The 26,343-nt window shown below is 28.1% G+C and carries 24 protein-coding genes; 3 read left to right on the plus strand and 21 right to left on the minus strand.

From position 1 onward, the window contains the following. Positions 1 to 42: 42 nt before the first annotated feature. The 12 genes from GBG18_RS02330 to GBG18_RS02385 form a co-directional block, all read right to left on the minus strand. Positions 43 to 2,403, minus strand: coding sequence for a PD-(D/E)XK nuclease family protein (locus tag GBG18_RS02330; protein ID WP_152188027.1), 2,361 nt, complete (start codon positions 2,401 to 2,403; stop codon positions 43 to 45). Further along, on the minus strand, positions 2,393 to 2,950 hold the full coding sequence (locus GBG18_RS02335; protein ID WP_152188029.1) for a hypothetical protein: 558 nt from the start codon (positions 2,948 to 2,950) through the stop codon (positions 2,393 to 2,395). Before GBG18_RS02335 ends, GBG18_RS02330 begins: the two co-directional genes overlap by 11 nt. Continuing rightward, complete coding sequence (locus GBG18_RS02340) at positions 2,951 to 3,586, minus strand: hypothetical protein (protein ID WP_152188031.1); 636 nt, start codon at positions 3,584 to 3,586, stop codon at positions 2,951 to 2,953. A 105-nt stretch (positions 3,587 to 3,691) separates the two neighbouring features. After that, entirely contained in the window at positions 3,692 to 3,955 is a 264-nt protein-coding gene (locus tag GBG18_RS02345) for a DUF4006 family protein (RefSeq protein WP_373279282.1), read from the minus strand. A gap of 1 nt (position 3,956) precedes the next feature. After that, positions 3,957 to 4,844 carry a c-type cytochrome gene (locus tag GBG18_RS02350; protein ID WP_152188032.1) on the minus strand — a complete coding sequence of 296 codons (888 nt, stop codon included), beginning with the start codon at positions 4,842 to 4,844 and terminating at the stop codon, positions 3,957 to 3,959. 1 nt (position 4,845) lies between these two features. Then, positions 4,846 to 5,064 carry a cbb3-type cytochrome oxidase subunit 3 gene (locus GBG18_RS02355; protein ID WP_152188034.1) on the minus strand — a complete coding sequence of 73 codons (219 nt, stop codon included), beginning with the start codon at positions 5,062 to 5,064 and terminating at the stop codon, positions 4,846 to 4,848. A gap of 10 nt (positions 5,065 to 5,074) precedes the next feature. Further along, positions 5,075 to 5,758, minus strand: a complete 684-nt coding sequence (gene ccoO, locus GBG18_RS02360; RefSeq protein WP_152188036.1) for a cytochrome-c oxidase, cbb3-type subunit II — start codon at positions 5,756 to 5,758, stop codon at positions 5,075 to 5,077. Positions 5,759 to 5,772: 14 nt separating this feature from the next. Then, positions 5,773 to 7,239 (minus strand): cytochrome-c oxidase, cbb3-type subunit I, encoded by a 1,467-nt coding sequence (gene ccoN, locus GBG18_RS02365; RefSeq protein WP_152188038.1) that lies wholly within the window; start codon positions 7,237 to 7,239, stop codon positions 5,773 to 5,775. Between the two features lie 465 nt (positions 7,240 to 7,704). Next, complete coding sequence (gene smpB, locus GBG18_RS02370; RefSeq protein WP_152188040.1) at positions 7,705 to 8,181, minus strand: SsrA-binding protein SmpB; 477 nt, start codon at positions 8,179 to 8,181, stop codon at positions 7,705 to 7,707. Further along, positions 8,174 to 8,938, minus strand: a complete 765-nt coding sequence (locus GBG18_RS02375; protein ID WP_152188042.1) for a 4-(cytidine 5'-diphospho)-2-C-methyl-D-erythritol kinase — start codon at positions 8,936 to 8,938, stop codon at positions 8,174 to 8,176. The genes smpB and GBG18_RS02375 overlap by 8 nt, the downstream gene beginning before the upstream one ends. Then, positions 8,935 to 9,783 carry a tRNA pseudouridine(55) synthase TruB gene (truB, locus tag GBG18_RS02380; protein ID WP_152188044.1) on the minus strand — a complete coding sequence of 283 codons (849 nt, stop codon included), beginning with the start codon at positions 9,781 to 9,783 and terminating at the stop codon, positions 8,935 to 8,937. Before truB ends, GBG18_RS02375 begins: the two co-directional genes overlap by 4 nt. Positions 9,784 to 9,800: 17 nt before the next feature. Beyond that, complete coding sequence (locus tag GBG18_RS02385) at positions 9,801 to 11,855, minus strand: ATP-dependent helicase (RefSeq protein ID WP_152188046.1); 2,055 nt, start codon at positions 11,853 to 11,855, stop codon at positions 9,801 to 9,803. 113 nt (positions 11,856 to 11,968) lie between these two features. On the opposite strand from GBG18_RS02385, the gene GBG18_RS02390 reads away from it, so the two are divergent. Beyond that, on the plus strand, positions 11,969 to 12,865 hold the full coding sequence (locus tag GBG18_RS02390; protein WP_152188048.1) for a LysR family transcriptional regulator: 897 nt from the start codon (positions 11,969 to 11,971) through the stop codon (positions 12,863 to 12,865). A gap of 86 nt (positions 12,866 to 12,951) precedes the next feature. Continuing rightward, the gene (locus tag GBG18_RS02395; protein WP_152188050.1) at positions 12,952 to 14,475 is read left to right on the plus strand and encodes a bifunctional GNAT family N-acetyltransferase/carbon-nitrogen hydrolase family protein; all 1,524 of its coding nucleotides are present in this window, start codon (positions 12,952 to 12,954) and stop codon (positions 14,473 to 14,475) included. A gap of 47 nt (positions 14,476 to 14,522) precedes the next feature. Here the strand turns inward: GBG18_RS02395 and mnmL are convergent, their stop codons facing one another. The 9 genes from mnmL to trxA form a co-directional block, all read right to left on the minus strand. Further along, complete coding sequence (mnmL, locus tag GBG18_RS02400) at positions 14,523 to 15,485, minus strand: tRNA modification radical SAM protein MnmL/YtqA (RefSeq protein WP_152188052.1); 963 nt, start codon at positions 15,483 to 15,485, stop codon at positions 14,523 to 14,525. A gap of 1 nt (position 15,486) precedes the next feature. Continuing rightward, entirely contained in the window at positions 15,487 to 16,836 is a 1,350-nt protein-coding gene (purF, locus tag GBG18_RS02405; protein WP_152188054.1) for an amidophosphoribosyltransferase, read from the minus strand. Positions 16,837 to 16,956: 120 nt separating this feature from the next. Next, the gene (dapB, locus tag GBG18_RS02410; RefSeq protein WP_152188056.1) at positions 16,957 to 17,730 is read right to left on the minus strand and encodes a 4-hydroxy-tetrahydrodipicolinate reductase; all 774 of its coding nucleotides are present in this window, start codon (positions 17,728 to 17,730) and stop codon (positions 16,957 to 16,959) included. 17 nt (positions 17,731 to 17,747) lie between these two features. Continuing rightward, positions 17,748 to 18,677: a thioredoxin-disulfide reductase gene (gene trxB / locus GBG18_RS02415; protein WP_152188058.1), complete on the minus strand. Its 930-nt coding sequence runs from the start codon at positions 18,675 to 18,677 to the stop codon at positions 17,748 to 17,750. Between the two features lie 119 nt (positions 18,678 to 18,796). Continuing rightward, positions 18,797 to 19,453 carry a response regulator transcription factor gene (locus tag GBG18_RS02420; RefSeq protein ID WP_152188059.1) on the minus strand — a complete coding sequence of 219 codons (657 nt, stop codon included), beginning with the start codon at positions 19,451 to 19,453 and terminating at the stop codon, positions 18,797 to 18,799. After that, positions 19,450 to 20,793, minus strand: coding sequence for a PAS domain-containing sensor histidine kinase (locus GBG18_RS02425; protein WP_193311052.1), 1,344 nt, complete (start codon positions 20,791 to 20,793; stop codon positions 19,450 to 19,452). Before GBG18_RS02425 ends, GBG18_RS02420 begins: the two co-directional genes overlap by 4 nt. 32 nt (positions 20,794 to 20,825) lie before the next feature. Further along, complete coding sequence (locus GBG18_RS02430) at positions 20,826 to 21,632, minus strand: hypothetical protein (RefSeq protein WP_152188063.1); 807 nt, start codon at positions 21,630 to 21,632, stop codon at positions 20,826 to 20,828. An 87-nt stretch (positions 21,633 to 21,719) separates the two neighbouring features. Next, complete coding sequence (locus GBG18_RS02435; protein ID WP_152188065.1) at positions 21,720 to 23,132, minus strand: DASS family sodium-coupled anion symporter; 1,413 nt, start codon at positions 23,130 to 23,132, stop codon at positions 21,720 to 21,722. Between the two features lie 158 nt (positions 23,133 to 23,290). After that, the gene (gene trxA / locus GBG18_RS02440) at positions 23,291 to 23,608 is read right to left on the minus strand and encodes a thioredoxin (RefSeq protein WP_152188067.1); all 318 of its coding nucleotides are present in this window, start codon (positions 23,606 to 23,608) and stop codon (positions 23,291 to 23,293) included. 179 nt (positions 23,609 to 23,787) lie between these two features. Here trxA and alaS point away from each other — a divergent pair, with 179 nt between their 5' ends. Next, positions 23,788 to 26,343 carry an alanine--tRNA ligase gene (gene alaS, locus GBG18_RS02445; RefSeq protein ID WP_152188069.1) on the plus strand — a complete coding sequence of 852 codons (2,556 nt, stop codon included), beginning with the start codon at positions 23,788 to 23,790 and terminating at the stop codon, positions 26,341 to 26,343.

A 26,343-nucleotide genomic window follows, 5' to 3' on the forward strand; every position in this document is an offset into this window, starting at 1 on the left:
AATATGTTTTAATCTCAAATTTAAAATAGTTATTGTTTAAGTTTACCTATTGCATATCGTTGAATATGGACAATAGGTACAAACTACTTTTTCTTCACACTTTTGGAAACTTATCTCTTTTTTTGATAACTCTTTAATCTCTGAGAATTTTTGAGTTAATAATTCTAACTTTTTATCTAGTGCTATTTCTTCTTCTAGTTTTGTATTATTTAAATCATAATAAAAAGCATTAACTTTATCTGTTTTATATATTTCACTCATAGCCAAATAATAAAATTCTAATTGGAAATCTTTTGATTTTTCATAATTTTTTAGAGAATCAATTTTCAAAGAACTTGATGTTTTATAATCAATTACCTCATAAGTATCTTCAAAAATATCAACTCTATCAATAACACCTTTTATTTTAATATCATCAAAAATAATATTAAAATTCTTTTCAAGTGCTATAATTTTTCTATTTTCTAGTCTTTGTTTATCATAAAGATAAAAATCATAAAGTTTCTTTTTCCAAATCTCTAAATCAAGTGCTAAAAAAGGATTTGAAGTTCTATATTCATAAAATAAATCTTCAATAATTTTATATGATAAATCATTTGACTGATTGATATAATATTTTTCTAAAATAGAGTGAACAATACTTCCTAATTCAAAACCTTTTGGTTTTAGTGAAATTGTATGCTCTTTTATTTTTAAAATATGTTGAAAATAAAACTTTCTTTTACACTCTAAAAAGTTTTTAAATGAAGTTGCTGACCATTCAAACTGTGTCAAGTCAATATTTTTTATAATATCACCTTCAAAATGAGTGATATTGTGATTATTGTATAGAATATGTTTATATAAATTATCACTTCGATTTGTATCAATTTTATTTGGAAATAACTCATTTGCAAATCTTGAAATTTGATTTGTGTCTGAGTTCACATAACAAATATAAAGATTACGTGAAGAATCTATCAATCTTTTATAGTAATATTTTTGTAAAGATTCTCTATCTTGTGAAGTAGGAAGATTTGCAATACTTTTTATTTTTGTTGATAAAAACTTATCTTTTATAGATCGCTTAGGAATAAAGTTTTCATTAAAATCACAAATAATCACAGTATCAAAACTAACAGCTCTAGTCTCTAATAATCCTAAAACAGTAACTTTTCCTGAGTTTACATCATCAAGAGTTATTTTAGATATTTTTTGTAAAAATATTTTATATAAATCTTTTACTAAAATACTGTTTTCATTTGAAAAAAGAAGGAAATTTAACTTATAAATTACTTCATCATACTTTTCAATAATCTCAATATTTTCTTCATTTGATTTTATATATGCACAAATAAAATCAAAATTTTCTTTTGTACAGATTTTATTCCATATAGTTTTTATCTCTTTATCTATAAAAGTTTTTTCAATTTTTAAATACTCTAAATTAGAAAGATTTTTTACTTCATCTTCATTTAGATATGAGTTTATAGCATAAGCTACTTGATATAACTTATAATTTTTAATATTTCTTCCCATAGCATAGTTAAAATACTGTTCATTATCAAATAACTGAAGCCAAGAGGCAAAACTCTCATCTGGTAATACCAAAGCTATATTAGATGGATTAACTCCATTTGATACAGCTTTTGTGATACTTGATTTTATATATGCGATTTGATTTATTCTTGAATTGAAACCTTTTATATCAAGAGATATCAGATTATTTTCTATTTCATCTTTGTTGATTAAAGATTTATTAGAAAGTGAGATTTCATATTTTTTATTTAGCTCAATTTTCTCTTCTAAAAAATCAAATTTTTCTAAAGATTTTTGATTATATTCATTTGAATAAAAACTTATATTTAAATCTACAATTGAAGCAATATCTTTGATAATATCAAACTCAACATTTGTAAAATATCCTTCAAATATAAAATCAATACAATCAAATCTTTTTAAAAAATTTTTATTTATTTTATAGTGCATTGACATATTAACTCTATCAACACAAGAATTCTCATCTAAGATATTAATATAATTTTTTCTGATTTGTTCTAAGATTGATAAGTGTTCGTTAAAATATTCGTATGTATCAGCATCTCTAATTTTACTTATTTCAACTTTCTCACTTGATAATTCAAGAAAAAAACGATAAATATAATCATTTTGTTTTAAAAATTTTGTAAAGTTGTCTGAGATTCCGAGTTTTTTTATATCAGTATTTTTGATAGATTCTTTTAAGTACAAAAATCTTTGTTCTTCATCAATATATTTTTTATTATCAAAAGATATTGATTTTTTTAAAAACTCATCAATTGTAAGTATTGATGGTAACAAAGTATTTTTGTCTTTTTGTAAGGATATAAAAGATCTTACAGCTCTTGATGTTGGAAAAACTAAAAGTTTTTGTTTAGTTTGCATTTGTCTTTATATAAATTGATCCTGTTGTACCATCAACTCTAAAGCTACCTGTAATATTCCAATTGTTTTTATCAGTAATTTCAAATGATGTTGTATATTCATTTTCATTATTCTTAAAGTTATCATTTTTAAGAAGTATATCAAACTTATTTGAAATACTTTTTGTAACTTTTAATAAAACATCAACACTCTTTTTTTCTTTTGTAACTTTATCACGAACAACTAATATTAAATCATTCTTTCCATATTTTAATAAATTTTTATGTAAAGATTTTTTTTCTAAAACTCTTTGAGAGTATTTAATATCATCTGTTGTTAAATCAAAATCTTTACCATTTATATTAAGATTAAAATCATACTTTTTTAAGAAAATTTGATTTGAAATCATAATAGTATTATAGTTAGCATCTACATCTTGGTAGCTTCTTAAAAAACTTTCATCTTCATTTACAGGAAGTTTAATTGCACTCATAACAGTCCAAATAATCATTCCTAATGTAAAAGTAAATATACTAATAAATAGTAATGGCCAATAGTTTCTTTTCATCTATTTTCTTCTCTTTTCTCTTAAAACAACAAATGTATAAACCAATAGCCCAATAACAACTAGAGTATACATCATTACTCTCCATATTGTACTTGCTATTTTACCTTGACTTCCTATACTTGTTTCTAATTTTATATTTTTATCTTCAGCTATAATATCTGCCATAGCAGCATAACCATTTAATGTTGCTGCACTTACTTTTGCAAATAATGTATTTTTATCTTTTGAAGCTAGTAGTGGTACTACATATCCATCTAAAATATCATTTTTATCTATAATTTTTTCTAAACTTTTACTTACTAGTAAATTAACATGTTGTTCTTCAATTGACATAGTCATTAAAGCATATGGTTCTTTTAATACTTTTAATACTTGTGCTTCATGATTTTTTAGATAGATAATCTTATCTTCACCTTTAATCTTTTGACCTAAACCATAAGTAGATTTTACATAAAGGTAAATATTTACACCTAATTTTTCTTTAGATTCTAAACCCATTTGAGTGATTTTTTCTTTTGCTCTTGGATCAATTAATCCATCGTCACTTAAGATAAACTCATTTGCTGATATATTTTGTGATAAAAAAAATAGGAGTGAAAAAATCACTCCTATTCTTAAACTTTTAATAGTCTTCATATTAACCTATAAATATTTTTGCGTCGTTAAAAAAGCTAAAATATAAAGTCATAACCGCAGATACTACTAGTAATAATCCTATAATTTTGTCCATCTTAGCTCCTTTTATTTAGCAAGAATATAATTTTTATTTTGCTCTTCAGGAGTTTTTTGTTTTCTATCAGAGAAAACACTTCCAGAAGTTAAACCATTAATATCTTGGTTTATTTTATAAAAATTAGTTGATTGATCTTGTTGTACTTTAATACCACTAATAGTTAATACTACAAGTATTGTTAATAACAATACTGTAGCAATTAACATACCAGTAATACCACTTAACTTAAAGATTCCTCTTTCGTTCTCGTTCATTTGTGTATTTCCAGCCATCTTACTCTCCTAAACTTCTTAAGTATGCAGCAAGAGCTTTTTGTTGTGTTTCATTTAATCTTCCATCAAAACTTGGCATGATACCGATATTTGATTTTTTACCATCTTTTAACACAGCACTTACAAGTGCATCATCATATTCTCTAATATTTGGAGCAACGTAAGGCATACCTTTTCCATCTGCACCATGACATCCTGCACAAGTAGCATAAGCAGCAGGTTGTTCACCTTTAAATCCACCAGCAACATACTCAGCAATAATCTCAACATCTGGTCCAAACGCCATACCAGCTGGCATTCCACCAGGATATGCAGTTTTTAAACTATTAGAACCGTTGTTAATAACATGAACAACTTGATCTTTTGCAATTCTTTTAGTTAAATCTTGCGCTTTACCTTCAATACCTTCAGCATCAACACCGTGACAAGGTGAACACTGAACTAAGAAAGTAGATTGACCCATAGCTTCTAAAGTTTCTTTAGAAGGGTTTTCCCATTTCTTTTCAAATTTTGCATTATAGTCTAATGTTTCTTCATTCCATTGACCAATTTGAGAGAAACTATTAATTGGATAACCAATAGTAAAGTACCAGAACATCCAAAGAATTGTTCCAATAAATGCTAATGCCCAACCTGTAGGAACTTTATTTTGGTATTCACCAATTCCGTCCCAACTCTCTTCAGCTAATTCACCACTAGCTGTATCATTTTTCATTTGATTAACATATTTAAGTGAAACGAATACTGTAATTACAATAATCGCAATTGCACCTAACATTGTTAAACTATTAATATAATCGTCACCGATAAAAGCATCACCTGCCGCAAAGTAAGTTCCTGCTATTAATGCGATGACAAGAATAATTCCACCTATAACCATAGATTTCATACTATTTCTCCTTGTTATCTATATTATTTTCTCTTTCTTCAAGAGGAGAAGAGGATGATGCATCATCATGAACTAAGTTTGAATACTTTTCAAAATCTGTTTCACCAGTTTTGTCTCTTTTATATATAGAATAAGCATAAGAGTAAAATACAACAAATACAAATAAAATTAAAAAGAACTTCGTATAACCTTGAATAGTCAATAATGTTTCATAATCCATTTTTAACCTCTTATTTTAAAGAATTTAAATATGCAATTAATGCAACTATTTCAGGAATCTGACCGTTTGCAACAGCATCTTTTACAGCTTTGTTTTTCATATCAGCTGCAATAAGTTGTGCATCTGCTTTAGCTTTTGCTATAGCAGTCGCGTGATCACCTAACTCAACGTCAACTTTACCGTCACCATCTAAATCTTGATCATATGGAGTAGCGAAAACAGTTTTAACTGTATAAGCTTCAGCATATGCTGTATCTAAATCAGTAATATTCTCAAAGTGATGAGGATATGCTGGCATAACAGTTCCAGGTACAACAGAAGCTGGATCCATCATGTGATTTTCATGCCAGTCAGTAGTTCTATAATTACCAACTCTCATTAAATCTGGACCAGTTCTTTTTGATCCCCATAAGAATGGTCTATCATAAGCATACTCACCAGATAATGAATACATACCATATCTATCAGTTTCTGATTTAAATGGTCTAATTAGTTGTGAATGACACGCATTACAACTATCTTTAATATAAACTTGTCTACCAGCTAATTCTAAAACTGAATAAGGTTTAGTACCAACAGTAGGTCTACTTTGTTTTGCAAAATCTGGAATAATTTCAATAATACCTGCAAATGCAACAAACACGAATACTAGAACCGCAAAGAAAAACGGTCTTTGTTCAAACCAATGAAACATATTTTCTCCTTTTCTTACGCAGCTACAGGTGTAGTGTTTGTAGGTTCTTTATCTAATACTCTTCCACATTTAATAGTTTTATAAATATTAAACGCGAACATAAAGAATCCAATAAGGTACAATAACCCACCAACTGCTCTAATTGTGTAATATGGTTGTAATACAGTTACTGTATCAATGAATGAATAAACTAAAGAACCATATTCATCATATGCTCTCCACATCATACCTTGAGTAATACCTGCAATCCACATAGAAGTAAAGTATAAAACGATACCTGTAGTTTGTAACCAGAATTGTGTATCCATTAATGATTTAGAGTAAAGTTCTCTTTTATACATTCTTGGAACCATATGGAATAATGCTGCCATTACCATAAATACAACCCATCCTAAAACACCATCATGAACGTGACCTGGAATCCAATCTGTAAAGTGCGCAATTGCATTTACTGATTTGATCGCTTGAATAGGACCTTCAATAGTTGATAACATATAGAATGTTGATGCTAATACCATAAACTTAATTAGTGTATTAGTTTGTAACTGTTGCCACTCACCTTTCATAGTTAAAAGCATATTAATAGCAGATCCCCATGATGGTAAAATTAATACAACTGACATTACAGAACCCATTGTTTGCATCCAGTCAGGAACAGTTGAATAAATAAGGTGATGACCACCAGCCCATAAGTAAACGAACATTAATCCCCAGAAAGCTAAAATCGAAAGTTTATATGAATAAACATTTTGACCTGATTCTTTTGGAAGGAAATAATAAATCATTGCAATAATTGGAGTTGTGAAAACGAATGCAACAGCATTGTGTCCATACCACCATTGTACTAATGCATCATTCGTACCTGCATACATAGAAACTGAATGTATCCATGAACCATATCCTGATACTAATGCAGTTGGAACTTCCATGTTATTGAATAAATATAACATTGCAATTGCAATAAAAGTAGCAATAAAGTACCATAAAGAAATATAAAGAGTTCTTTCTCTTCTAATTCCTACTAGTCCAAAGATTGATACTCCCCATAAAACCCAGAATACAACAACTAAAATATCTAATGGCCATTCTAATTCAGCATACTCTTTTGAAGTTGTAATACCCATGAATAGAGTAACTACAGCTAAAAGAATAGTGATAAAATAAATTGCAAAATGTAATTTTGCTACGCCCATTAAAAATGGAGATTCTTTTAAAGAAACTTTTAATACTCTTTGCCCAATGTAATACCACGAAGCAAAAACACCACTTAAAGTAAAACCAAAAGCAACACCATTTGTGTGTAAAGGTCTTAATCTACTAAACGTACCATACTCCCCAGCTAAGTTATTTAACTCAGGAAACGCCAATTGAAACGCAAGTACAACACCAATTGTCATACCTATGATACCAAACAAAATTGTTGCAAATGTAAAGGCTTTTGCAACTGAGTAATCGTACTCAATTTGTGCACCGTTTTGCATCAATCTCCTCCTACTAATTTTATATACAAGTCACAATACGTCACTTATGAAAATATCTTAACTAAAATGCTCTAAATATTTACTTAATTTTAGTACAATTTAAGAATAATATTTAATAAAAAATAATATTAAGCGATAAATCTAAACTTATGGGAATTATAAAGTTTGAGATAAAGAGTGTATTTCTTAATATTTGAAGAATTATAAGTTTAAGTTATAGTTATTTAAATATTGATATTTGTCTAAAAGAGATATAATTTGTCCTGTTTCGCTATATTTAGGCTATACATATAATCATAACAATTATCAAAACCATAATAGAAAAAAGAAAAATCTAAATTTTATTTTATCTAAGCTAGTAAATTAATTTTAATCATAATTTCATTTGTGAAGTTTTTACAAGTAAAAAAATAATTATTTTTTGTCATTTTCATGCTACTTTGATGAAGCAATTAATTACTATAATTACTTCCAGTTTTTGATAGCTATTTGAGTCTCTCTTTGCATAGTTTTTTTCTTTAAATCTTCTCTTTTATCATGAAGTTTTTTACCTTGTGCAGTAGCAATTTGAACTTTTACTTTATTTTTTGCATTGAAATACATCTTTAAAGGAACAATAGAGATTCCATCTTTAGTAACTTTTTCAAAAAGTTTTGCAATTTGTTTATTATGTAAAAGAAGTTTTCTTTCTCTTCGTTCATCTGGTCTATATGTTACATGAGCTGTATTTAAATGAGAAATATGCATATTAAATAAAAACACTTCCCCTTTAATAATACGAACAAATGAGTCTTTTAAATTTGCACGTCCTTCACGCATAGCTTTTACTTCACTACCCTCTAATACAATTCCAGCTTCCATTGATTCCATGATTGTAAAATCATGAAAAGCTTTTTTATTTTTGAAAACTAAATTCTTTTTTTCTTCTTTTTTCTTAGCCATTGTTTACCTTAAAAAATGAACTTCCACTACCACTAAAATACCAGTTTTTCTTTGCATACTCTTTTAATTCTGGTTTTGTAGTAATAGCAGGTTCATATAAATCATTTGCTTCATATATATTGAACTCTTTTAAAATATCTAAAGAATTCATTGATAATAAGCGTTTAGCATCTTCTTTTGAAATTTGTTTATAAAACTTTTCTCTAAAAACTTTAAATATTTCACCTGTATTACACTCAATTTTTGGTGTAATAGTTTCAATATCTAAAACTTCTTCATCAAACTTTTCTACAATTTCTCCAATACCTCTTACATTTGCACTATCATATTCATAAACAAAAAAAGGAACATCAGCACCTATTTTCATTGCAATTTTACAAAGTTCATCTTTTGATAGATTTAATTCACAATATTTATTTACCATAATAAGAAATGTAGCAGCATTTGAACTGCCACCACCAAGTCCAGCAAACTCAGGGATATTTTTATCTATTTTTACACTATAAGTATTAAAAAATTCTTCAACACCTTTGTATTTTTTTAGTAAAATGTATGCTTTATATACAGTATTGGATTCTAATTTACATCCAAAATCTCCTATAATATCCATAGCCTTCTTATTAGTTTTAACAAATGACATATTATCGTACAAATTATGAACTCGTACAAATCTGGATACGAGTTCATGATAAGTATCTCTCTTATTGGCAATTTTCAAAAATATATTAACTTTTGCATATGACTTATAGTTTGTCATCTTGTTACCTTATTCAATAAGTAAGTTACATCTTTTTCTATAATTTCAACAATACTAAAAAAATCATCAAAAACAATTAAATATTTTCCATTTTCTTTTGTTTCTAAATAATCAATAGAGATTTTTTTACCATCAAATAACCACTGTTTTGTACCTAAGTAATTATTTACAGGAATATCTAAATAATCTAAAGGATTTAAATCTTTTTCATTTTCATAAAAAAATTTTCCCTCGTTAATTCTTTCTAAATAAGATAAAGTTCCTTTTGCATTTAATCTTTCACACAATATTTGTGCTAATGATCTTATATATGAACCCTCGCTAACACTAGCTTCAAAAGTTATAAAAGGATGATTATAGTTTATAAACTTTGTATCTAAAATATTCATTATAGATTTTTTCATTTCAAACTCAATTCCATCACGTGCTAAATCATAAGCTCGTTTTCCATCAATTTTCTTTGCTGAAAATTTTGGAGGAGTGTATTCTATTTCACCTTTTAGTTTTTCAATCTCTTTTATTATATTTTGCTTATCTAAAGTTTTTGACTCATTTATACTTGTTACATTTTCTATATCAAAAGAATCTGATTGAACTCCTAACCAAATAACTGCTTTATATGTTTTTGGAGTTTTTGAAAGATATTTAAATAGTTTTGAATATTGTCCAAAAGCTACAATTAAACATCCACAAGCAAAAGGATCAAGAGTTCCAGAGAATCCTGCTTTTTTATTTTTGTATTTTCTTTTTATTCTATTTAAATATGAATTAGAAGATGTAAAAATTGGTTTTTTAACAACTACTAACTTATTTAAGGGTTCTTTATTATAAAGTCTTTTTTGCATGATGCTTTTGTCTTATTCTATATTTTTTCAACAAATGATGATAAAATATCTCTTGATGTACCACCAAAATTGATTGTAAGCTTATAATCTTTTCCAGCTTTATTTGCTTTTTGAACTCTTCCCATACCAAAAATTTTGTGCTGTACTAAGTCACCTTTTCTATAAGCTGAGTGTTTTTCAATTGTTAAAGAACCTTTAATAAGTCCAGATTCACTTAAAAATCTACTTTTTTGTAAAATTGCTCTTTTCCCTTTATAAAATCTTGAATGCACAAAAGATAGAGTTAAGTTATCCATAGCTCTTGTAACTGCAACATAACCAAGTCTTCTTTCTTCTTCAATATCAGAACCATCTCCTGTTAGCGGGAAGAATCCTTCTTCAAGTCCAATTATAATCAAGTTTCTAAATTCTAAACCTTTTGAAGCATGAATACTCATCATAGAAATAGCTTCATTATTATATTCACCATTTTCACTCTCTAAAGCAATTTCATTTAAAAAGTCTTTTAACTCTAAGTGAGGATTTTGAATAAAATAGTCTCTAATATATCCATAGAACTCATCAACATTTCCTTGTCTCTCAAAACCATCTGGAACATTATCATATGAAGCTCTGTAATCAAATGTATCTTCAAATGCATCTAAAAACTTCATCTTTGATTCTTCTAAAACATCTTTTAAATCCATTATTGAAGCTTCAAAAACTTTTAATGTTCTTGAATTTTTCTTACCAACAATTCCTGCTAATTCATCAGCATTTAACTCTTGAATAAGTTGAAAAATTGGTTTTTTTGTTTCTATTGATTTTGCTTCAAGTTTATCAATTGTTGTTTTACCAATACCACGTTTTGGTTTATTCACAATTCTTTTTAAAGAGAAGTTATCATTTGCATTTGTTAAAATTCTAAAAAATGCTATTAAATCTTTAATCTCAGCTCTTTCATAGAACTTCATACCACCTACTAATTTGTAGTTTAATCCAGCTTTATTAAAGCCTTCTTCAAGCGACCTTGAAAGTGCATTAACTCTAAATAATATTGCTATATCTTTTGCATTAGTTCCACTATCTAATAATGATTTAATATCATCAATTATTTTTCTAGTTTCCTCATTTTCATCATGTGATTCATAAACTTTTATTGAATCACCTTTTTTCCTAGTTCCTTCTAATTTTTTACCTAATCTATCACGATTGTGTTCAATTAATTGATTTGCATGATTTAAAATAGTATCTGTAGATCTATAGTTTTTTTCTAATTTCACTACTTTTGTATCTTCAAAATCTTTCGAAAAATTTAGAATATTTTTTATAGTTGCACCTCTCCAACCATAAATACTTTGATCATCATCCCCAACTACACAAAGGTTATTGTGAGTTGAACATAAAAGTCTTAATAATCTATATTGAAGTTCATTAGTATCTTGGTACTCATCAACCATAATATATTGATATCTTTGGCTTGTTTGCTCTGCTAATTTTTGATTCTTTTTTAATATTTCATAAGGCAATAATAACAAATCATCAAAATCTACTAGATTGTTTTTTAAAAGATATTCCTGATATTTTTGATATACAAGTGCAATTTGCTGATATAGCTTTAATTGAGCAGCTGCAATTGCTTCTGTTGGTGATATTAATGTATTTTTATATTTAGATATTTCAGATACTAAAAGTGATGTTGTAATCTCTTTATCAATAGATTTTATAATTCTTTTTTTATCATCTGTATCGATTATAATAAAGTTGTTTTTTCTTCCTAGTTCACTCATATGAAACTTTAGAAATAATAATCCAAATTTATGAAATGTACATAATAAAGGTGGAGTATTTAAAAATGCTTGATTAATTAAGCTGTGTGCTCTTTCTCTCATTTCAGAAGCCGCTTTATTTGTAAAAGTTAAGGTTAATATTGAACTTGGATCTATTCCTATAGAAATTAGATAAGCTAATCTTGTCGTAATTGTTTTTGTTTTCCCCGAACCTGCACCTGCAAGAATTAGTAGTGAACCATCAATGTGTTCAGCTGCACTTTTTTGCGAATCATTTAATAATGATAATAAATTTTCTGACATTTCTTCTCCCATAATATATAATTATAGCATATATTAAATAAATTCATTATTCTTAATTATTCTATATATAAATAAATGTTATGATAATCATAAATTATTTCACGGAGGATATAATGCTAACAGATTTTGCTAAATTGCAGACTTTTTTAACTGTTGTTAGAGAAAAGTCTTTTTCAAAAGCTTCAGCAAAACTTGGTATTTCACAACCTGCGGTTACACAACAAATGAGATTTATTGAAGATTATTTAGATATTCAAGTAGTTGATAGAAAAAAGAATGGTATTAGACTTACAAAAGAGGGTCAAATGCTTTACTCTATTGCTTTAAAAATAGAAAAATGTGTTTCTAATGGAGAAAAAGAATTACTAAAGATTATGAATAAAGATGTAACTTTTGTATTTGGTGCATCATTTATTATTGGGAATTACATATTACCAAGATTTTTAAACAATCTAAAAGAGAATATTAATAATGAAGTTTCAATAAATGTTTCAGTTTCACATGAAGCTATTGAGGATTTATTAGATAAAAAAATTGATATTGCATTAGTTGAAAACTATGTAGCTAATGATGATATTATTTATAGAGAATGGATGGAAGATGAAATAGTAATATTTTCCAATCAAAAATTACCAGCAAAAGCAAAAGCTGAAGATTTATTATCATATAAATGGGTTTGTAGAAATCCTGAATCAAATACAAGAGCTATTTTTAAAGAAAACCTTGATAAAGCTGATTTTCCTGATTGTGATACTTTTGATGTTACAAGTGAAGTTACAAGTGCAACAACTATTGTACAGACTGTTTTACATTCAGACAAAACTATGACACCAACTGTTTCTATTGTTTCAAGAAATGCAATTGAATCATTACTTAAATCAGGTGCATTATTTGAATCAAGAATAAATAATCAAAAAATGGTAAGAAAACTATATATTGCATATAGAAAAGATAGAAAACATGATGCCTTTATTGACAATGTTGTTGACTATCTACTTAAAATCAAATAATTATTAGGATTAATTCCTAATAATTATCTTATAATACACATCCTTATATAACTACTTATATATGTACTTAAAATTAAAGGCATAAAATGGATGCAATTGATAAAATAGAACTTACATATCTTACAATTGAAGATCATAAAAAAATAGTATTTCTTATGAATGATGAATATCGACATTTAGATGATTCATCTTGGACTTTAGAAGAGTTTACAATTCTTCTAAAAAAATTTCCAAAAGGACAAGTTGGAATAAAAGTTGATGGAGAACTTGCTGCATTTGCACTTAGCATTGTTGTAGATTATAACAAGTTTGATGATTCACATACATATAAAGAAATTACTGGAAATTATTCATTTAACACTCATGATGATAATGGAGATACACTTTATGGTGTAGATGTTTTTGTTAGCAAAAAATATAGAGGGTTAAGACTTGGACGAAGATTATACGAATTTAGACAAGAGCTTTGTGAAGAACTAAATCTAAGAGGTATTATATTTGGAGGTAGGCTTCCAAATTATAAAAAGTATTCTAAGGAATTAACACCAAAAGAGTATATTTCAAAAGTTCGAGAAAGAGAGATTTATGACCCTGTATTAAATTTTCAACTATCAAATGATTTTTATGTAAAAAGAGTTTTAAAAAACTATCTAGAAGGGGATATTGAAAGTTGTGAATATGCCTCATTATTAGCATGGGATAATATCTATTATTCAAAACCTTCAAAGGCTCCAATGCAACAAAAAACTGTAATAAGATTAGGACTTATACAGTGGCAAGTAAGACCTTATAAAAATATTGAAGAAGTTCTAGAACAAGCTGAATATTTTGTTGATGCAGTATCAAATTACCGAAGTGATTTTGCCCTATTCCCTGAGTTTTTTAATGCTCCTTTAATGGCTGCATTTAATCATTTAGGAGAAGCTGAGGCTATTAGAGAATTAGCTAAATTTACACCTAAATTTAAAGAAGAGTTTTCAAGATTAGCAATTGCATATAATATAAATATTATTACAGGAAGTATGCCTGAACTAGTTGATGGCGATTTATATAATGTTGGTTTCTTATGTAGACGTGATGGTTCAGTTGAAAAATATGCAAAAATGCATGTAACTCCTGATGAAAAGAAAGTTTGGGGATTAAAAGGTGCAAATGAAGTAAAAACATTCAATACTGATTGTGGAAAAATTGGTGTTCTTATTTGTTATGATAGTGAATTCCCAGAATTAGGAAGAATGCTTGCAAATGAAGGAATGGATATATTATTTGTTCCATTTTTAACTGATACTCAAAATGGTTACTCAAGAGTAAGATTTTGTTCACAAGCAAGAGCAATTGAAAATGAGTGTTATGTAGCAATAGCTGGTTGTGTTGGTAACCTTCCAAAAGTTAGTAATATGGATATTCAATATGCTCAATCTGCTGTATTTACACCATGTGATTTTGCATTTCCTGCAAATGGAATAAAAGCTGAATCTACTCCAAATACAGAGATGATTTTAATTGCTGATGTTGATTTAGAATTGCTAAAAGAGTTACATAGTTTAGGAAGTGTTACAAATTTAAAAGACAGAAGAACTGATATATATGAGATTGAATTAAAAAAATAAAACCTTAGAGTATATACTCTAAGGGTTCAATTTCTAATTAAAATTAATTAATAATTAAAACCAACTTCTTCTAAAGCTGTTCTAATTTTTTTCATTTGTGAGTGTTTATTTCTACACCAATCAGGTGATAATAAACTATCATCATCAATTCCAGCTGTTATTCTTTGAACTGAAATATTTGAAGGTAAATCAACAATTGATTTTACAACTGTATCAATATATAACTCTTCACTAATTGGAGTAAATCTTCCTTTTCTAAACTCATTTGTAAGTAATGTATTTTTAACTACATACAAAGGATGAAACTTAACAGAATCTACATTTAATTCAACTGTTTGCTTAAAACTCTCTAGCATCATCTCTTGAGTTTCATTAGGAAGTCCATATATTAAATGTCCACAAACATTTAAACCTTTTTCTTTACTTCTAGTAATCCAATATTTCATGTTTTCTACACTATCACCACGATTAATAGTCTCAAGTGTATCGTCATAAAAAGATTGTATTCCATACTCAATCCATATCTCTTTATCTTTTGATAAATCTTTTAAATAATCTAAAATTTCATCAGTAACACAGTCTGTTCTTGTACCAATACTAAGTCCAATTACATTATCAAAACTTAGAGCTTTTTCATATAAAGCTTTTAGTGTTGAAAAAGGCGCATAAGTATTTGTAAAAGATTGAAAATAAACAATATATTTTTTAGTTCCAAACTTGTTTTCTAATCTTTGTCTTGTTGCATTAAATTGCATTTCAAGCTGTTTTAGTTGATTATCTAAATACGGATTTTCTTCTATTCTTGGGTTTAGTTTAAACTTTGTTTTCTTTTCTTGTAAATTAGGAGAAAAGGAATCATTCTCACAAAAAGAACAACCACCTTTTGCCACTGTTCCATCAATATTTGGGCATGTAAACCCAGATATTGAGATAGGAACTTTATATATTTTTTCACCAAATTTACTTTTGAAATATCTTCCAATAGTTAAAACATTTTTTAATTCATTCATTTTACTCTTTTACGAAATAATCCCCGTCAAAGCTTTCTAATGCATAGTTTCTATCAGATCCAATAGCTGTTACTAAATCATCTACAGATAAATACTCTAAAGAATCTGCTTCAATATACTTGCATACTTCATCTTTATTCATATTATTAGAAATTAACTCTTCTTTATTAGGTGTATCAATACCATAATAACAAGGGAATTTTATTTCAGGAGAAGCAACTCTAAAGTGAACCTCTTTTGCACCAGCATCTTTAAGCATTTTTACAATTCTTTTTGATGTAGTACCTCGAACAATTGAGTCATCAATTACAAGCAATGTTTTACCTGCAATTAAAGATTTCATAGGTGAAAGCTTCATTCGTACTTTCAAGTTTCTCATCTCTTGTGTTGGCTCAATAAATGTTCTTCCAACATAGTGATTTCTTATTATTCCATACTCAAAAGGAACTCCACTCTCAGCAGCATAACCAAGTGCAGCTGGAACACCTGAATCTGGAACAGGAACAACCATATCATACTTAATAGTTGAACTAGCATCATTTTTAGCTAAGGCCTTACCCATTTGTTCTCTTGTTCTATATACATTTTTTCCATCAATTACAGAGTCTGGTCTTGCAAAATATACATATTCAAAAGCACATGGTCTAAATTCTGGTTCAAAAAGTTGAATTGATTCTGGTTCTTCAAAATCTTCACTAAAGATTAACATCTCTCCTGGATTAACATCTCTTATAAATGTAGCATCGACTAAATCAAATGCACAAGTTTCAGATGCAACAATATAACCACCTGATTTTAATTTTCCTAAAGATAAAGGTCTAATACCATATTTATCTCTAATTACAAACTGTTTTGATCTTGATTGAACAATAAAACAGTATGCTCCAACAGTTCGCTCTAAAGCTTCTTTAATTCTATCTCTTAATCTATCTTTTGTATTTTTAGCAATTAGATGAATTAAATTCTCAGTGTCCATTCCTGTTTGATAAATGGCACCTTTATCAATTAAGTCATTTCTCACTTCTTCTTTATTGATTAAATTTCCATTGTGAACAATAGATATTTCACCAAGTTTATACTTAGCAAATACAGGCTGAGCATCTAAAATAGAATCTCCACCTGCAGTTGAGTATCTATTATGACCAATAGCCATATTACCTTTTAGTACTTTTAATGCAGACTCTTTAAAAACATCTGAAACTAAACCTCTATTTTTTATCGTGTGAATTTTTCCATCACATGATGAAGAAATACCAGTTGCTTCTTGACCTCTATGTTGCATTGCAAACAGAGCTAAAGATGCTAATCTAGCAGCATTATCATTACCATAAATTCCAACTATTGCGCACATTTATTTAACCTTATAAAAAAAGAAAAAAGTGAAAGTGATGCACGACTGCAAGAAGCAAATACTGCTTGCAGTCAAAATGTCTTTTTTCTCTTAGTTTTATTTTATTTTATTATTTACTTTTTATAGACCTAAAGCGTCATTGATTGAGTATAATTTTGGTTCTTTTGCAATTATCCATTTAGCAACTTTTATAGCACCTTTTGAAAAAGTGTTTCTAGCAGTTGCAGTATGATTTAATTCTAAAAATTCACCATCATTATATAAACCAACAGTATGACGACCTACGATGTCTCCACCTCTTAATGCCATAACTGCAATTTCATCTTTAGTTCTTGCACCAATTTGTCCATCACGTCCAGAAACTCTAACTTCATCAAGAACTAAACCTCTAGCATCAGCTGCATGTTCAGCAAGTGTTAGAGCTGTTCCTGAAGGTGAATCAACTTTATGTTTATGATGTTGTTCTACAATTTCAATATCAAAATCTGCTAGTGTTTTAGAAGCAAGAGCTACAAGTTTATTTAAAACAGCAACTCCTAAACTCATATTAGTAGCATATAAAATAGGTACTAATTTACTAGCTTCAATTAATAAGTTTTGTTGATGCTTTGTAAATCCAGTAGTAGCAATTACTAAAGGTTTTCTTGCACCATTTTCTACAACTTCTGTTAATAAAGCTTCAGTAGCACCTGGTGCACTAAAATCAATAATTACATCTGAAGAATCAAATAATACTTTCATATCATTTGTAACAACTGTATCTTCAGGTAATTGTTTTGTTAATTTATCAAAAACATGAACAGCACCTACTCTTGCTTGCTCATCATGCTCTAAATCATCAATTAATAATGAACCAACTCTTCCTGTACTACCTAGAATTCCTACTTTAATCATATTTTATAATTTCCCTTTTATCCAATATATTCAATAATATTAACAGCTGCAGTTGCACCATCGCCTGCTGCACAAACTACTTGTTTAGAAGCTTCAATTCTAACATCACCAGCTGCATATAATCCTGCTACATTTGTTCTCATTCTTAAATCAACAACAATTTCACCAGCTTTATTAGTTTCACATAAAAATGATCCATCTTCTTGTTTTAATGAGTCATTTAATACATCACGACCTACAAAAACAAATACACCTGGAACTGGAATATCTCTGATATCTCCAGAGATTTTAGATTTAACTTTTAAACCTGTAACTCCCATATTATCACCATAAACTTCTTCAATATCACAGTTTGTAACTTCTTCAATATTATCTGCATTTTTCATATGCTCAATAGTTGAAGGTGCTGCTCTATATGTATCCCGTCTATGAACTAAATATACTTTTGAACACATTTTTGATAAGTAAACAGCTTCTTCTAAAGCAGTGTCTCCACCACCAATTACTGCAACTTCTTTTCCTTTATAGAAAAAACCATCACAAGTCGCACAAGTTGAAACACCTCGTCCAAATAATTTATCTTCACCTTTAAATCCTGCACGTCTAGGAACTGAACCAGTTGCTAATAATACTGTTTTAGCTTCTTGAGTTTTTCCATCTGCAGTTGTAAGTGTAAAAACTTCATCTTTTTTTGTAACAGACATAACTTGGTTCATTTCATGTTTTAAACCAAATCTTTTACATTGTTCTGGCCAATCTTCCATTAAAGCCATTCCCGTTACAACTTCTTTTTGCCCTGGGTAATTTTCAATCTCTGATGAAGTTGTTATTTGTCCACCAGGCATTCCCATTTCGAACATTGTAACATTATTTAAACCACCTCTTGTTGCATAAAGACCAGCTGTTAATCCTGCAGGTCCTCCTCCAATAATTGCTAAATCTAACATATCAAATTCCTTATATTTTAGTGTTTATAATTTATAGTATTTATTAAAAAGCTAATAATACTAAAATCTTTGTAAGTTATAGTTTAATTAAAACCATTTTAACTTTTGTATAAATTTTATTATATTAGTTTTACATTCTTATTTAAAGAATACCCCATTCCTTTTGTTATTACTATTGAATCATTTGGTATTTTTTTTCTTAGCCTTTTTATCATTGCTCTAATATTTGTAAGATTAGTGTCATCACCTTCCCACACATACTCTGAGATCTCTTCATAACTTGCTACATGATGCAGGTTTTTTGAAAAAAGTTCTAAAAAAAGTATCTCTTTTTTTGTTAATTCTATCTCTTCTTTATCTTTATACAAAATATGATTTATAAAATCAAATTCATAAACCTCATCAAATTTTAGAAATCTTCTTTGTATTACACATAATTTTTTTACTTTTTGAACTAATTCTAAGATATAAAAAGGCTTTTTTATATAATCATCACAACCCAATTCATAGGATTTTTGAACTTTTTCCAAGTCATGATTTGAACTAATTATAATCACAGGTGTATCTTTATGATTAATTCTTAATAATTCAAGAAGTGAAATACCATCAATATTAGGAACATTAATATCTAAAATAAAACAATTATATCCATTATCAAGAACAGCTAAAGCCTCATCTCCATCTATAAAAGTATCAACTTTATAACTCTCTTTTTCTAAAGCCATTTTCATAACATTTATTAGTCTTTCATTATCTTCAAGAATTAATATTTTCACTCTACATTCCCTAAAATCATTTTAAAACAAGCTCCATTATTAATATTTTCAACTTCGATTTTACCATCCATTTTATCTTCTATAATCATTTTTGCCATATACAGACCAATTCCATGTCCATCTTTTTTAGTAGAATAATAAGGTTTGAAAATCTTTTTTATTTTAGCTTTTTCAATTCCACCTGCATTATCTTGTATTTTTATAATTAATTTATCATCTTCATTATAAAACTCTATATCTATTTTCCTATTTTTCAAATCATTTTTTAGAAGTTCATCTTTAGCATTATTTATAATATTTAAAGTAGATTGCATAAACTCATTTCTATATCCATATATATTCGTATTTGTATTTTCAAAAACTTTTATATCTACATCTATATAGTTATATTTGATATTATGACTTACAATCTGTAAAATTGAATCAATAGACTCTTTTGCATCAAAGACCTTCTTTTCATTTGAGGGAACAATAAAGTTTTGAAAATCATTAATTGTTTTATTCATATAATCAACTTGTGTCATTATATCTTTTACATAAGATTCATCTTCATTAGTATTAGAGTTTGAACTATAAAAACTCTCTTGTGCTATTGTTGTAATTTCAACTAAAGGCGATTTCCATTGATGTGCAATTGAGGAAAATATTTCTCCAATTTCTGCAAGTTTTGATTGCTGTATTACAAACTCTTGATTCTTTTCACGCTCTAACTCAAACTCTTTTTCTTTTGTAATATCAGTAAAAATAGTAACCGTTCCTGTCTCTTTTGTTTTACTATCACAATACGAAGCTTGTTTTATAAAATAAATTTTCTTTTCATTCTTTGATGTTTTAAATTTAAAAAGAGTATTTAGCTTCTTATTCTCTTTATATTTATCAAATATTGATAAAAGTTTTAAGGCATTTTCATTATCTTTAAAATCTTTTAATTTCTTACCATAAATATCTTCACTTTGTAAACTAAGGAAATTACAAAACTTTTTATTTGAATCAATAATTTTTCCATCTTTATTTTGCCAAAATATTGGACTTTCAATAGCATTTAATAATACTAAATCAAACTCTATTCTTTGAATTAACATCTTCTCTGTTTTTTTACGTAAATATATATTATGAAATAAACCAATTATTAGAAGAACTAAAATAGGAGATATTGTAAAAACGAAATCTATTAAACCTCTATTTTTATCATAAAAAGTCAATCTTCTATTTACAATTTCATACTCATAAGGTACTTGATTTACTGCAAGTATAAATTGATCTAATTTTTTAGCATCAAATACATAATCAAAATCATTAAAGTTTTTAATCTCGTAGTTTTTATTTTTTATAATATCCAAAGCCATTAAAACAGAACTATTTCCAAACTTTTCTAAATCAACAATTTTCCCACCAACAGAGCCTTTTTTATTAAAATTGAGTCTGTAATAAATACTGGAACCTTAGAGTTTTTTATAAACTTAGCAATTGCTTGGTTTTTATTTAGTTTTCCATCACTATTTTTATAAAAACGAATAAATAAAATTGCACTATTCTCTTCATATTTTGAAAATCTTTTCTCTAAATTTTTTAGATTATCTTCTCTTAAATAAATTAATTCGTATTTATTATGAAAATTATCAAATAACTCTTTTATCAATGGTTCTGTATGTTTTGCATTTATGCTTTTATCATTTATTACATATAGTTTTTTAATTGTTGGAATTATTGTCTCTATTAGTTTGACATTTGAATCTAAGTCTCTTTTTTCAAGTAAAGCTGAAACTTTATTTTCAACATTATATTTTTTTGCTTTTTCTTGAGAAAAGTTTTCAATTCCCACAGCTAAAATAGATTCTTTAGAAAAAAACTCATTGTAGTTTTCTAAAACAAAATCATAAGCAAATCTATCAACAGCTATTACTAAATCATAATTACGATTTTGAAGTTGCACTTTATAAAGATTTTTTAAATTTTTATAATACTCTTTTGATGTAATTCTTTTTGAATCCATATATAAAATATTAAAATCTATATCTTGATGTTTATATAATACTTTTTCTAATCCATAAACTATCTTATCACTAAACTCATAACCTTTGTGATAAGAGTTAATAATCAAAACAGAAGAATTTGCAAAAAGTAAAGATGAGAAAAAAAATGTTGATAAAAGGATGTTAAAAATTAATAGTTTTTTCATAAAGCAATTATAGTAGATTATTGCTAACTATTAGATATAAAAAAGGTAACAAAATAGACTTGTTACCTTTTTTTAAATATAGAGAGTTTAAAGAATTGAATATCCTAAAAGAACTAGTGCACTTAAATATATAACTCCAAATACTGCTCCTAATTTCCACCATGTTGCTTGTGAAATATATCCAGCTCCATACCAAATAGGTGATGGTCCAGTTGCATAAGGTGTTAAAATCCCCATAAGTCCTAAAGAACCTACTAATAGTAATGCTAAAGGTTGAATCATCTCTGCAGGTAATAAATTTGCTGCAACTCCTAAAAATAGTGGTAGTAGTGCAACTGTATGTGCAGTAACACTTGCAAAGAAATAGTGAAATACAAAGAATAACACAACTAAAAGTATTACTATTGAAACTGGATCCATGCCAACTAAACCACCTGAAATTAAACCTGCTGCCCATTTTAAGAATCCAACTTGTTTTAAGCCAGACGCCATTGCAACTAAAGTAGCAAACCAAATAAATACATTTATTGCAGCTTTATTAGTAATAACATCTTCCCATGTAATAACATCTGTTAAAACAAGTAAACATAATACTGCTAAGGCTGCTGTTGTGCCATTTACTCCAATTTGTTTACCAAATATCCACATAACAAGAGCAAGTATTCCAAGACCTAACATAATAAGCTCTTTTTTACTAATAGGACCCATTGAAACTAACTCTTTAGCAGCCCAAGCAGGTGCTTCTGGAGATTTTTTTTGTTCAGGTGGGTAAACAATATATGTTAAATATGGAACTAGTAAAAATAAAGGAATCATTATAATTGCTAATGTACTAAACCATTCACCCCATGCAATTGTAATACCTGTACTTTTTTCTACTAAAGATACTGCTAATAAATTTGGTGCAAGTGCTGTTAAAAACATAGAACTAGTTACACAAGTTGCGGCAATTGCTACCCAAGAAATATATGAACCAATTTTTCGAGGCTCATTATCTGGAGTTGAATTAAACATTTGTGGAATATTAATAGCTATTGGGAAAATAGTTCCCGCACTTCTTGCTGTATTTGATGGCATAAACGGTGCTAAGATTCCATCAGCAAAAGCAACTGCATATCCAAGACCTAGAGTCGTTTTCCCAAGAAGTTTTACTAATAATAAAGCTATTCTTTTACCTAAGCCAGATTTTCTATAACCAAGAGCGAACATAAATGCTGCAAAGATTAACCATATTACTCCATTTGAAAAACCACTTAAAGCCCAAGTTCTACTAGCTTTTGCAGTTTCACCTACAAGACCAAAAACAGCTGCAAAAGAAACCCCTGTTAAACCAATTAATGCTGCAGGAATTGGTTCTAAAATCAATCCTACGATTACTCCTAAAAATACTGCGAAGAAATAGTGTGCATTTACACTTAAGCCCTCAGGCGTTGGTAAAACAGCAACTACAATAGCTATTATAATTGGTAGTGCCATTTTCATATTGTTACTTAGTGTCATGATAAACTCCTTATCTTTTTATTCAATTTATTTATATTGAAATGATAAAGAAGAAAGATGACTTTAATATGACTTTAGAGCTAAGATTAAAGATTTTTGGCATAAAAAAAGGTAAGACTATAAAAGTCTTACCTTTTTTAAATAATTGATAGTATTTATTACATTAATGAGTTAATTTTGTCAGTAAATGCTTGTTTTGAAGAAGCACCAACCATTTGATCAACAACTTCACCATCTTTCATGAAAATGATAGTTGGAATAGATCTGATTCCATATTTTACTGCTAAGTCTTGTTCTTCATCTGTATTTACTTTACAAATGTTTGCTTTTCCTTCAAACTCTTCTGCTAATTCTTCAATTACAGGAGCTATCATTCTACAAGGTCCACACCATGGAGCCCAAAAGTCAACCATAGATACACCACTGTTAGTGATTTCTTCAAAGTTTGCTGGAGTTAGTTCTGTATATTTACTCATTTTATTTCCTTTTGTTATTAAATTTTATTTCCGTTTATTTAAAAAAAATATAAATTAAACTCACTTATTATAACTCCACATAACTTAAAATAAGTTTTATTTATTATTCTTAAGTTTACTAATCTTTTATAAATCAATTTTTTGATAATATATTTTAAAATTTAACACGGATAATTCACATGGATATTAGAAAAGAGTACTTAGAGTTTTTTAAAAACAAAGGACATGACATTGTTTCATCAATGCCATTAGTTCCTGATGACCCAACACTTATGTTTACAAACGCTGGTATGGTTCAATTTAAAGATATATTTACAGGAGCAATTCCAAAACCTGAAAATCCAAAAGCAACTTCTTGTCAATTATGTATAAGAGCTGGTGGAAAACATAATGATTTAGAAAATGTTGGATATACAGCACGTCATCATACACTATTTGAAATGCTAGGAAACTTCTCTTTTGGTGATTACTTTAAAAAAGATGCAATTGCTTATGCTTGGGAATTTATAACTGTTAACCTTGAACTTCCTATTGATAAATTATGGGTAACAATTCATGAAAGTGATGATGAAGCTTATGAACTATGGCAAGAGCACATTGATGCTTCAAGAATCAAAAGATTTGGAGATAAAGACAATTTCTGGTCTATGGGAGATACAGGAGCTTGTGGTCCTTGTAGTGAAATATTCTATGACCAAGGTGAAGAGGACTTTAATTCAGAAGAAGATTGTTTAGGTGGAGAGGGTGATAGATTCCTAGAAATCTGGAACTTAGTATTTATGCAATATGATAGACAAAAAGATGGAACACTAGTTCCACTTCCTAAACCATCAATTGATACAGGAATGGGTTTAGAGAGAGTTATTGCTATTAAAGAAGGTGTTTTAAATAATTTTGATTCATCAAACTTCCAACCAATTATCAAAAAAATTGAAGAGTTAGCTGGAAAAACTGCAAATAAGGAAACAATTGGTTCATACAGAGTAATTGCAGATCACTTAAGAGCAACATCATTTATGTTATCTCAAGGAATTTTATTTGGAAATGAAGGAAGACCTTACGTTTCTAGAAGAATTTTAAGACGTGCAGTACGACATGGATACTTATTAGGGTTTAGAAAACCATTTTTAGCAAAAGTATATGATACTTTAGTAGAAATTTTAGGTTCACATTATACTGATTTAAAAAGCCAAGCTGACTATATTAAAGAGCAATTAACACTTGAAGAAGAAAGATTCTTTAAGACTATTGACTTAGGTATGAGTATTTTTAATGAAGAGTTAGCAAAAACAACTGATGTATTTAGTGGTGCTATTGCTTTTAAACTTTATGATACTTATGGATTTCCTTTAGACTTAACAGAAGATATGTTAAGAGATAAAAATCTAAAAGTTGATAATGCTAAATTTGATGAGTTAATGTTAGAGCAAAAAACAAAAGCAAAAGCTGCTTGGAAAGGTAGTGGAGATGCTGCTACTGAGGGTGATTTTAAAACACTTTTAGAAAAGTATGGTAAAAATACTTTTGTTGGATATGAAAAAACATTTGAAAACTCTGTAATTGTAGCTTTATTAGATGAAAAATTCCAAGAAGTTGAAGTTTTAAATGCTGGACAAATTGGATGGGTTATGTTAGATAAAACTCCATTTTATGCAACATCTGGTGGACAAAGTGGAGATACGGGAGCTTTAGAAGATGAAGAGCATATTGCAATTGTTGAAGAGACTTCAAAATTCTATGATATAAACCTTTCAAAAGTAAAAATAGAAAATTCAACTCTTAAAAAAGGTGAAAAAGTTCAAGCTCTTGTAGTAAACAGAAAAGAAATAGAGAAACATCATAGTGCAACTCACCTTTTACAAAGTGCGCTTAAAATGGTTTTAGGTGATACTGTAGCACAAGCTGGTTCTTTAAATGACACTTCAAAATTAAGATTTGACTTTACATATCCAAAAGCTATGACAGAAGCACAAATCAAAGAAGTAGAAGATTTAGTTAACTCAATGATTGCAAGAGGAATCTCTGGAGATGTTGAAGAGCTACCTATTAAAGAAGCTAAAAACAAAGGCGCAATTGCTATGTTTGGCGAAAAATATGGTTCTAGTGTTAGAGTTGTAAGCTTTGGAGATGTTTCTGTAGAATTTTGTGGAGGAACACACGTAAAAAATACTCATGATATTGGTTCAATTTATATAACAAAAGAATCAGGAGTAAGTGCTGGTGTTCGTAGAATTGAAGCAGTTTGTGGATTAGCTGCTATTGAATACACAAACTCTATTATTAAAAAATATCAAGAAGTACAAGCTGAGATTAAAAACAAAGATGCAATTGCTGGAATTAAGAAATTAAAAGAGCAAGTAAAAGAGCTTAAAAAAGAAGTTGAAGTTGCACAAAGTCAAACAGCAGCTCCTGTATATGAAGAAATGATTGATGATGTTAAAGTTGTTGTTGATATTGTTGAAAATGGTGATATTAAAAAAATCGTTGATGATTTAAAAAATGCAAATGATAAACTTGCAGTACTATTACTTCAAGCAAAAGGTGACAAAGTTATGCTTGTGGCTGGTAGTAAAAATACAAATATCAAAGCTGGTGATTGGATAAAAACTATTGCACCAATTGTTGGTGGTGGTGGCGGTGGACGTCCTGACTTTGCACAAGCTGGTGGAAAAGACGTAAGTAAAATAAAAGAAGCAAAAACAGAAGCTTTAACATATGCTAAAGCGAATATCTAA

The sequence above is a fragment of the Poseidonibacter ostreae genome (assembly GCF_009208075.1).
GTDB lineage: Bacteria > Campylobacterota > Campylobacteria > Campylobacterales > Arcobacteraceae > Poseidonibacter > Poseidonibacter ostreae.

Coding starts and splice junctions, on each gene's coding strand:
- GBG18_RS02350 (WP_152188032.1), bottom strand. CDS start 4,844: ATGAAATCTATGGTTATAGGTGGAATTATTCTTGTCATCGCATTAATA.
- alaS (WP_152188069.1), top strand. CDS start 23,788: ATGGATATTAGAAAAGAGTACTTAGAGTTTTTTAAAAACAAAGGACAT.
- ccoN (WP_152188038.1), bottom strand. CDS start 7,239: ATGCAAAACGGTGCACAAATTGAGTACGATTACTCAGTTGCAAAAGCC.
- trxB (WP_152188058.1), bottom strand. CDS start 18,677: ATGTTAGATTTAGCAATTATTGGAGGAGGACCTGCAGGATTAACAGCT.
- GBG18_RS02375 (WP_152188042.1), bottom strand. CDS start 8,938: ATGACAAACTATAAGTCATATGCAAAAGTTAATATATTTTTGAAAATT.
- GBG18_RS02390 (WP_152188048.1), top strand. CDS start 11,969: ATGCTAACAGATTTTGCTAAATTGCAGACTTTTTTAACTGTTGTTAGA.
- GBG18_RS02395 (WP_152188050.1), top strand. CDS start 12,952: ATGGATGCAATTGATAAAATAGAACTTACATATCTTACAATTGAAGAT.
- trxA (WP_152188067.1), bottom strand. CDS start 23,608: ATGAGTAAATATACAGAACTAACTCCAGCAAACTTTGAAGAAATCACT.
- GBG18_RS02335 (WP_152188029.1), bottom strand. CDS start 2,950: ATGAAAAGAAACTATTGGCCATTACTATTTATTAGTATATTTACTTTT.
- GBG18_RS02345 (WP_373279282.1), bottom strand. CDS start 3,955: ATGGCTGGAAATACACAAATGAACGAGAACGAAAGAGGAATCTTTAAG.
- ccoO (WP_152188036.1), bottom strand. CDS start 5,758: ATGTTTCATTGGTTTGAACAAAGACCGTTTTTCTTTGCGGTTCTAGTA.
- GBG18_RS02355 (WP_152188034.1), bottom strand. CDS start 5,064: ATGGATTATGAAACATTATTGACTATTCAAGGTTATACGAAGTTCTTT.
- GBG18_RS02430 (WP_152188063.1), bottom strand. CDS start 21,632: ATGAAAAAACTATTAATTTTTAACATCCTTTTATCAACATTTTTTTTC.
- truB (WP_152188044.1), bottom strand. CDS start 9,783: ATGCAAAAAAGACTTTATAATAAAGAACCCTTAAATAAGTTAGTAGTT.
- GBG18_RS02435 (WP_152188065.1), bottom strand. CDS start 23,132: ATGACACTAAGTAACAATATGAAAATGGCACTACCAATTATAATAGCT.
- dapB (WP_152188056.1), bottom strand. CDS start 17,730: ATGATTAAAGTAGGAATTCTAGGTAGTACAGGAAGAGTTGGTTCATTA.
- smpB (WP_152188040.1), bottom strand. CDS start 8,181: ATGGCTAAGAAAAAAGAAGAAAAAAAGAATTTAGTTTTCAAAAATAAA.
- mnmL (WP_152188052.1), bottom strand. CDS start 15,485: ATGAATGAATTAAAAAATGTTTTAACTATTGGAAGATATTTCAAAAGT.
- purF (WP_152188054.1), bottom strand. CDS start 16,836: ATGTGCGCAATAGTTGGAATTTATGGTAATGATAATGCTGCTAGATTA.
- GBG18_RS02340 (WP_152188031.1), bottom strand. CDS start 3,586: ATGAAGACTATTAAAAGTTTAAGAATAGGAGTGATTTTTTCACTCCTA.
- GBG18_RS02330 (WP_152188027.1), bottom strand. CDS start 2,403: ATGCAAACTAAACAAAAACTTTTAGTTTTTCCAACATCAAGAGCTGTA.
- GBG18_RS02385 (WP_152188046.1), bottom strand. CDS start 11,855: ATGTCAGAAAATTTATTATCATTATTAAATGATTCGCAAAAAAGTGCA.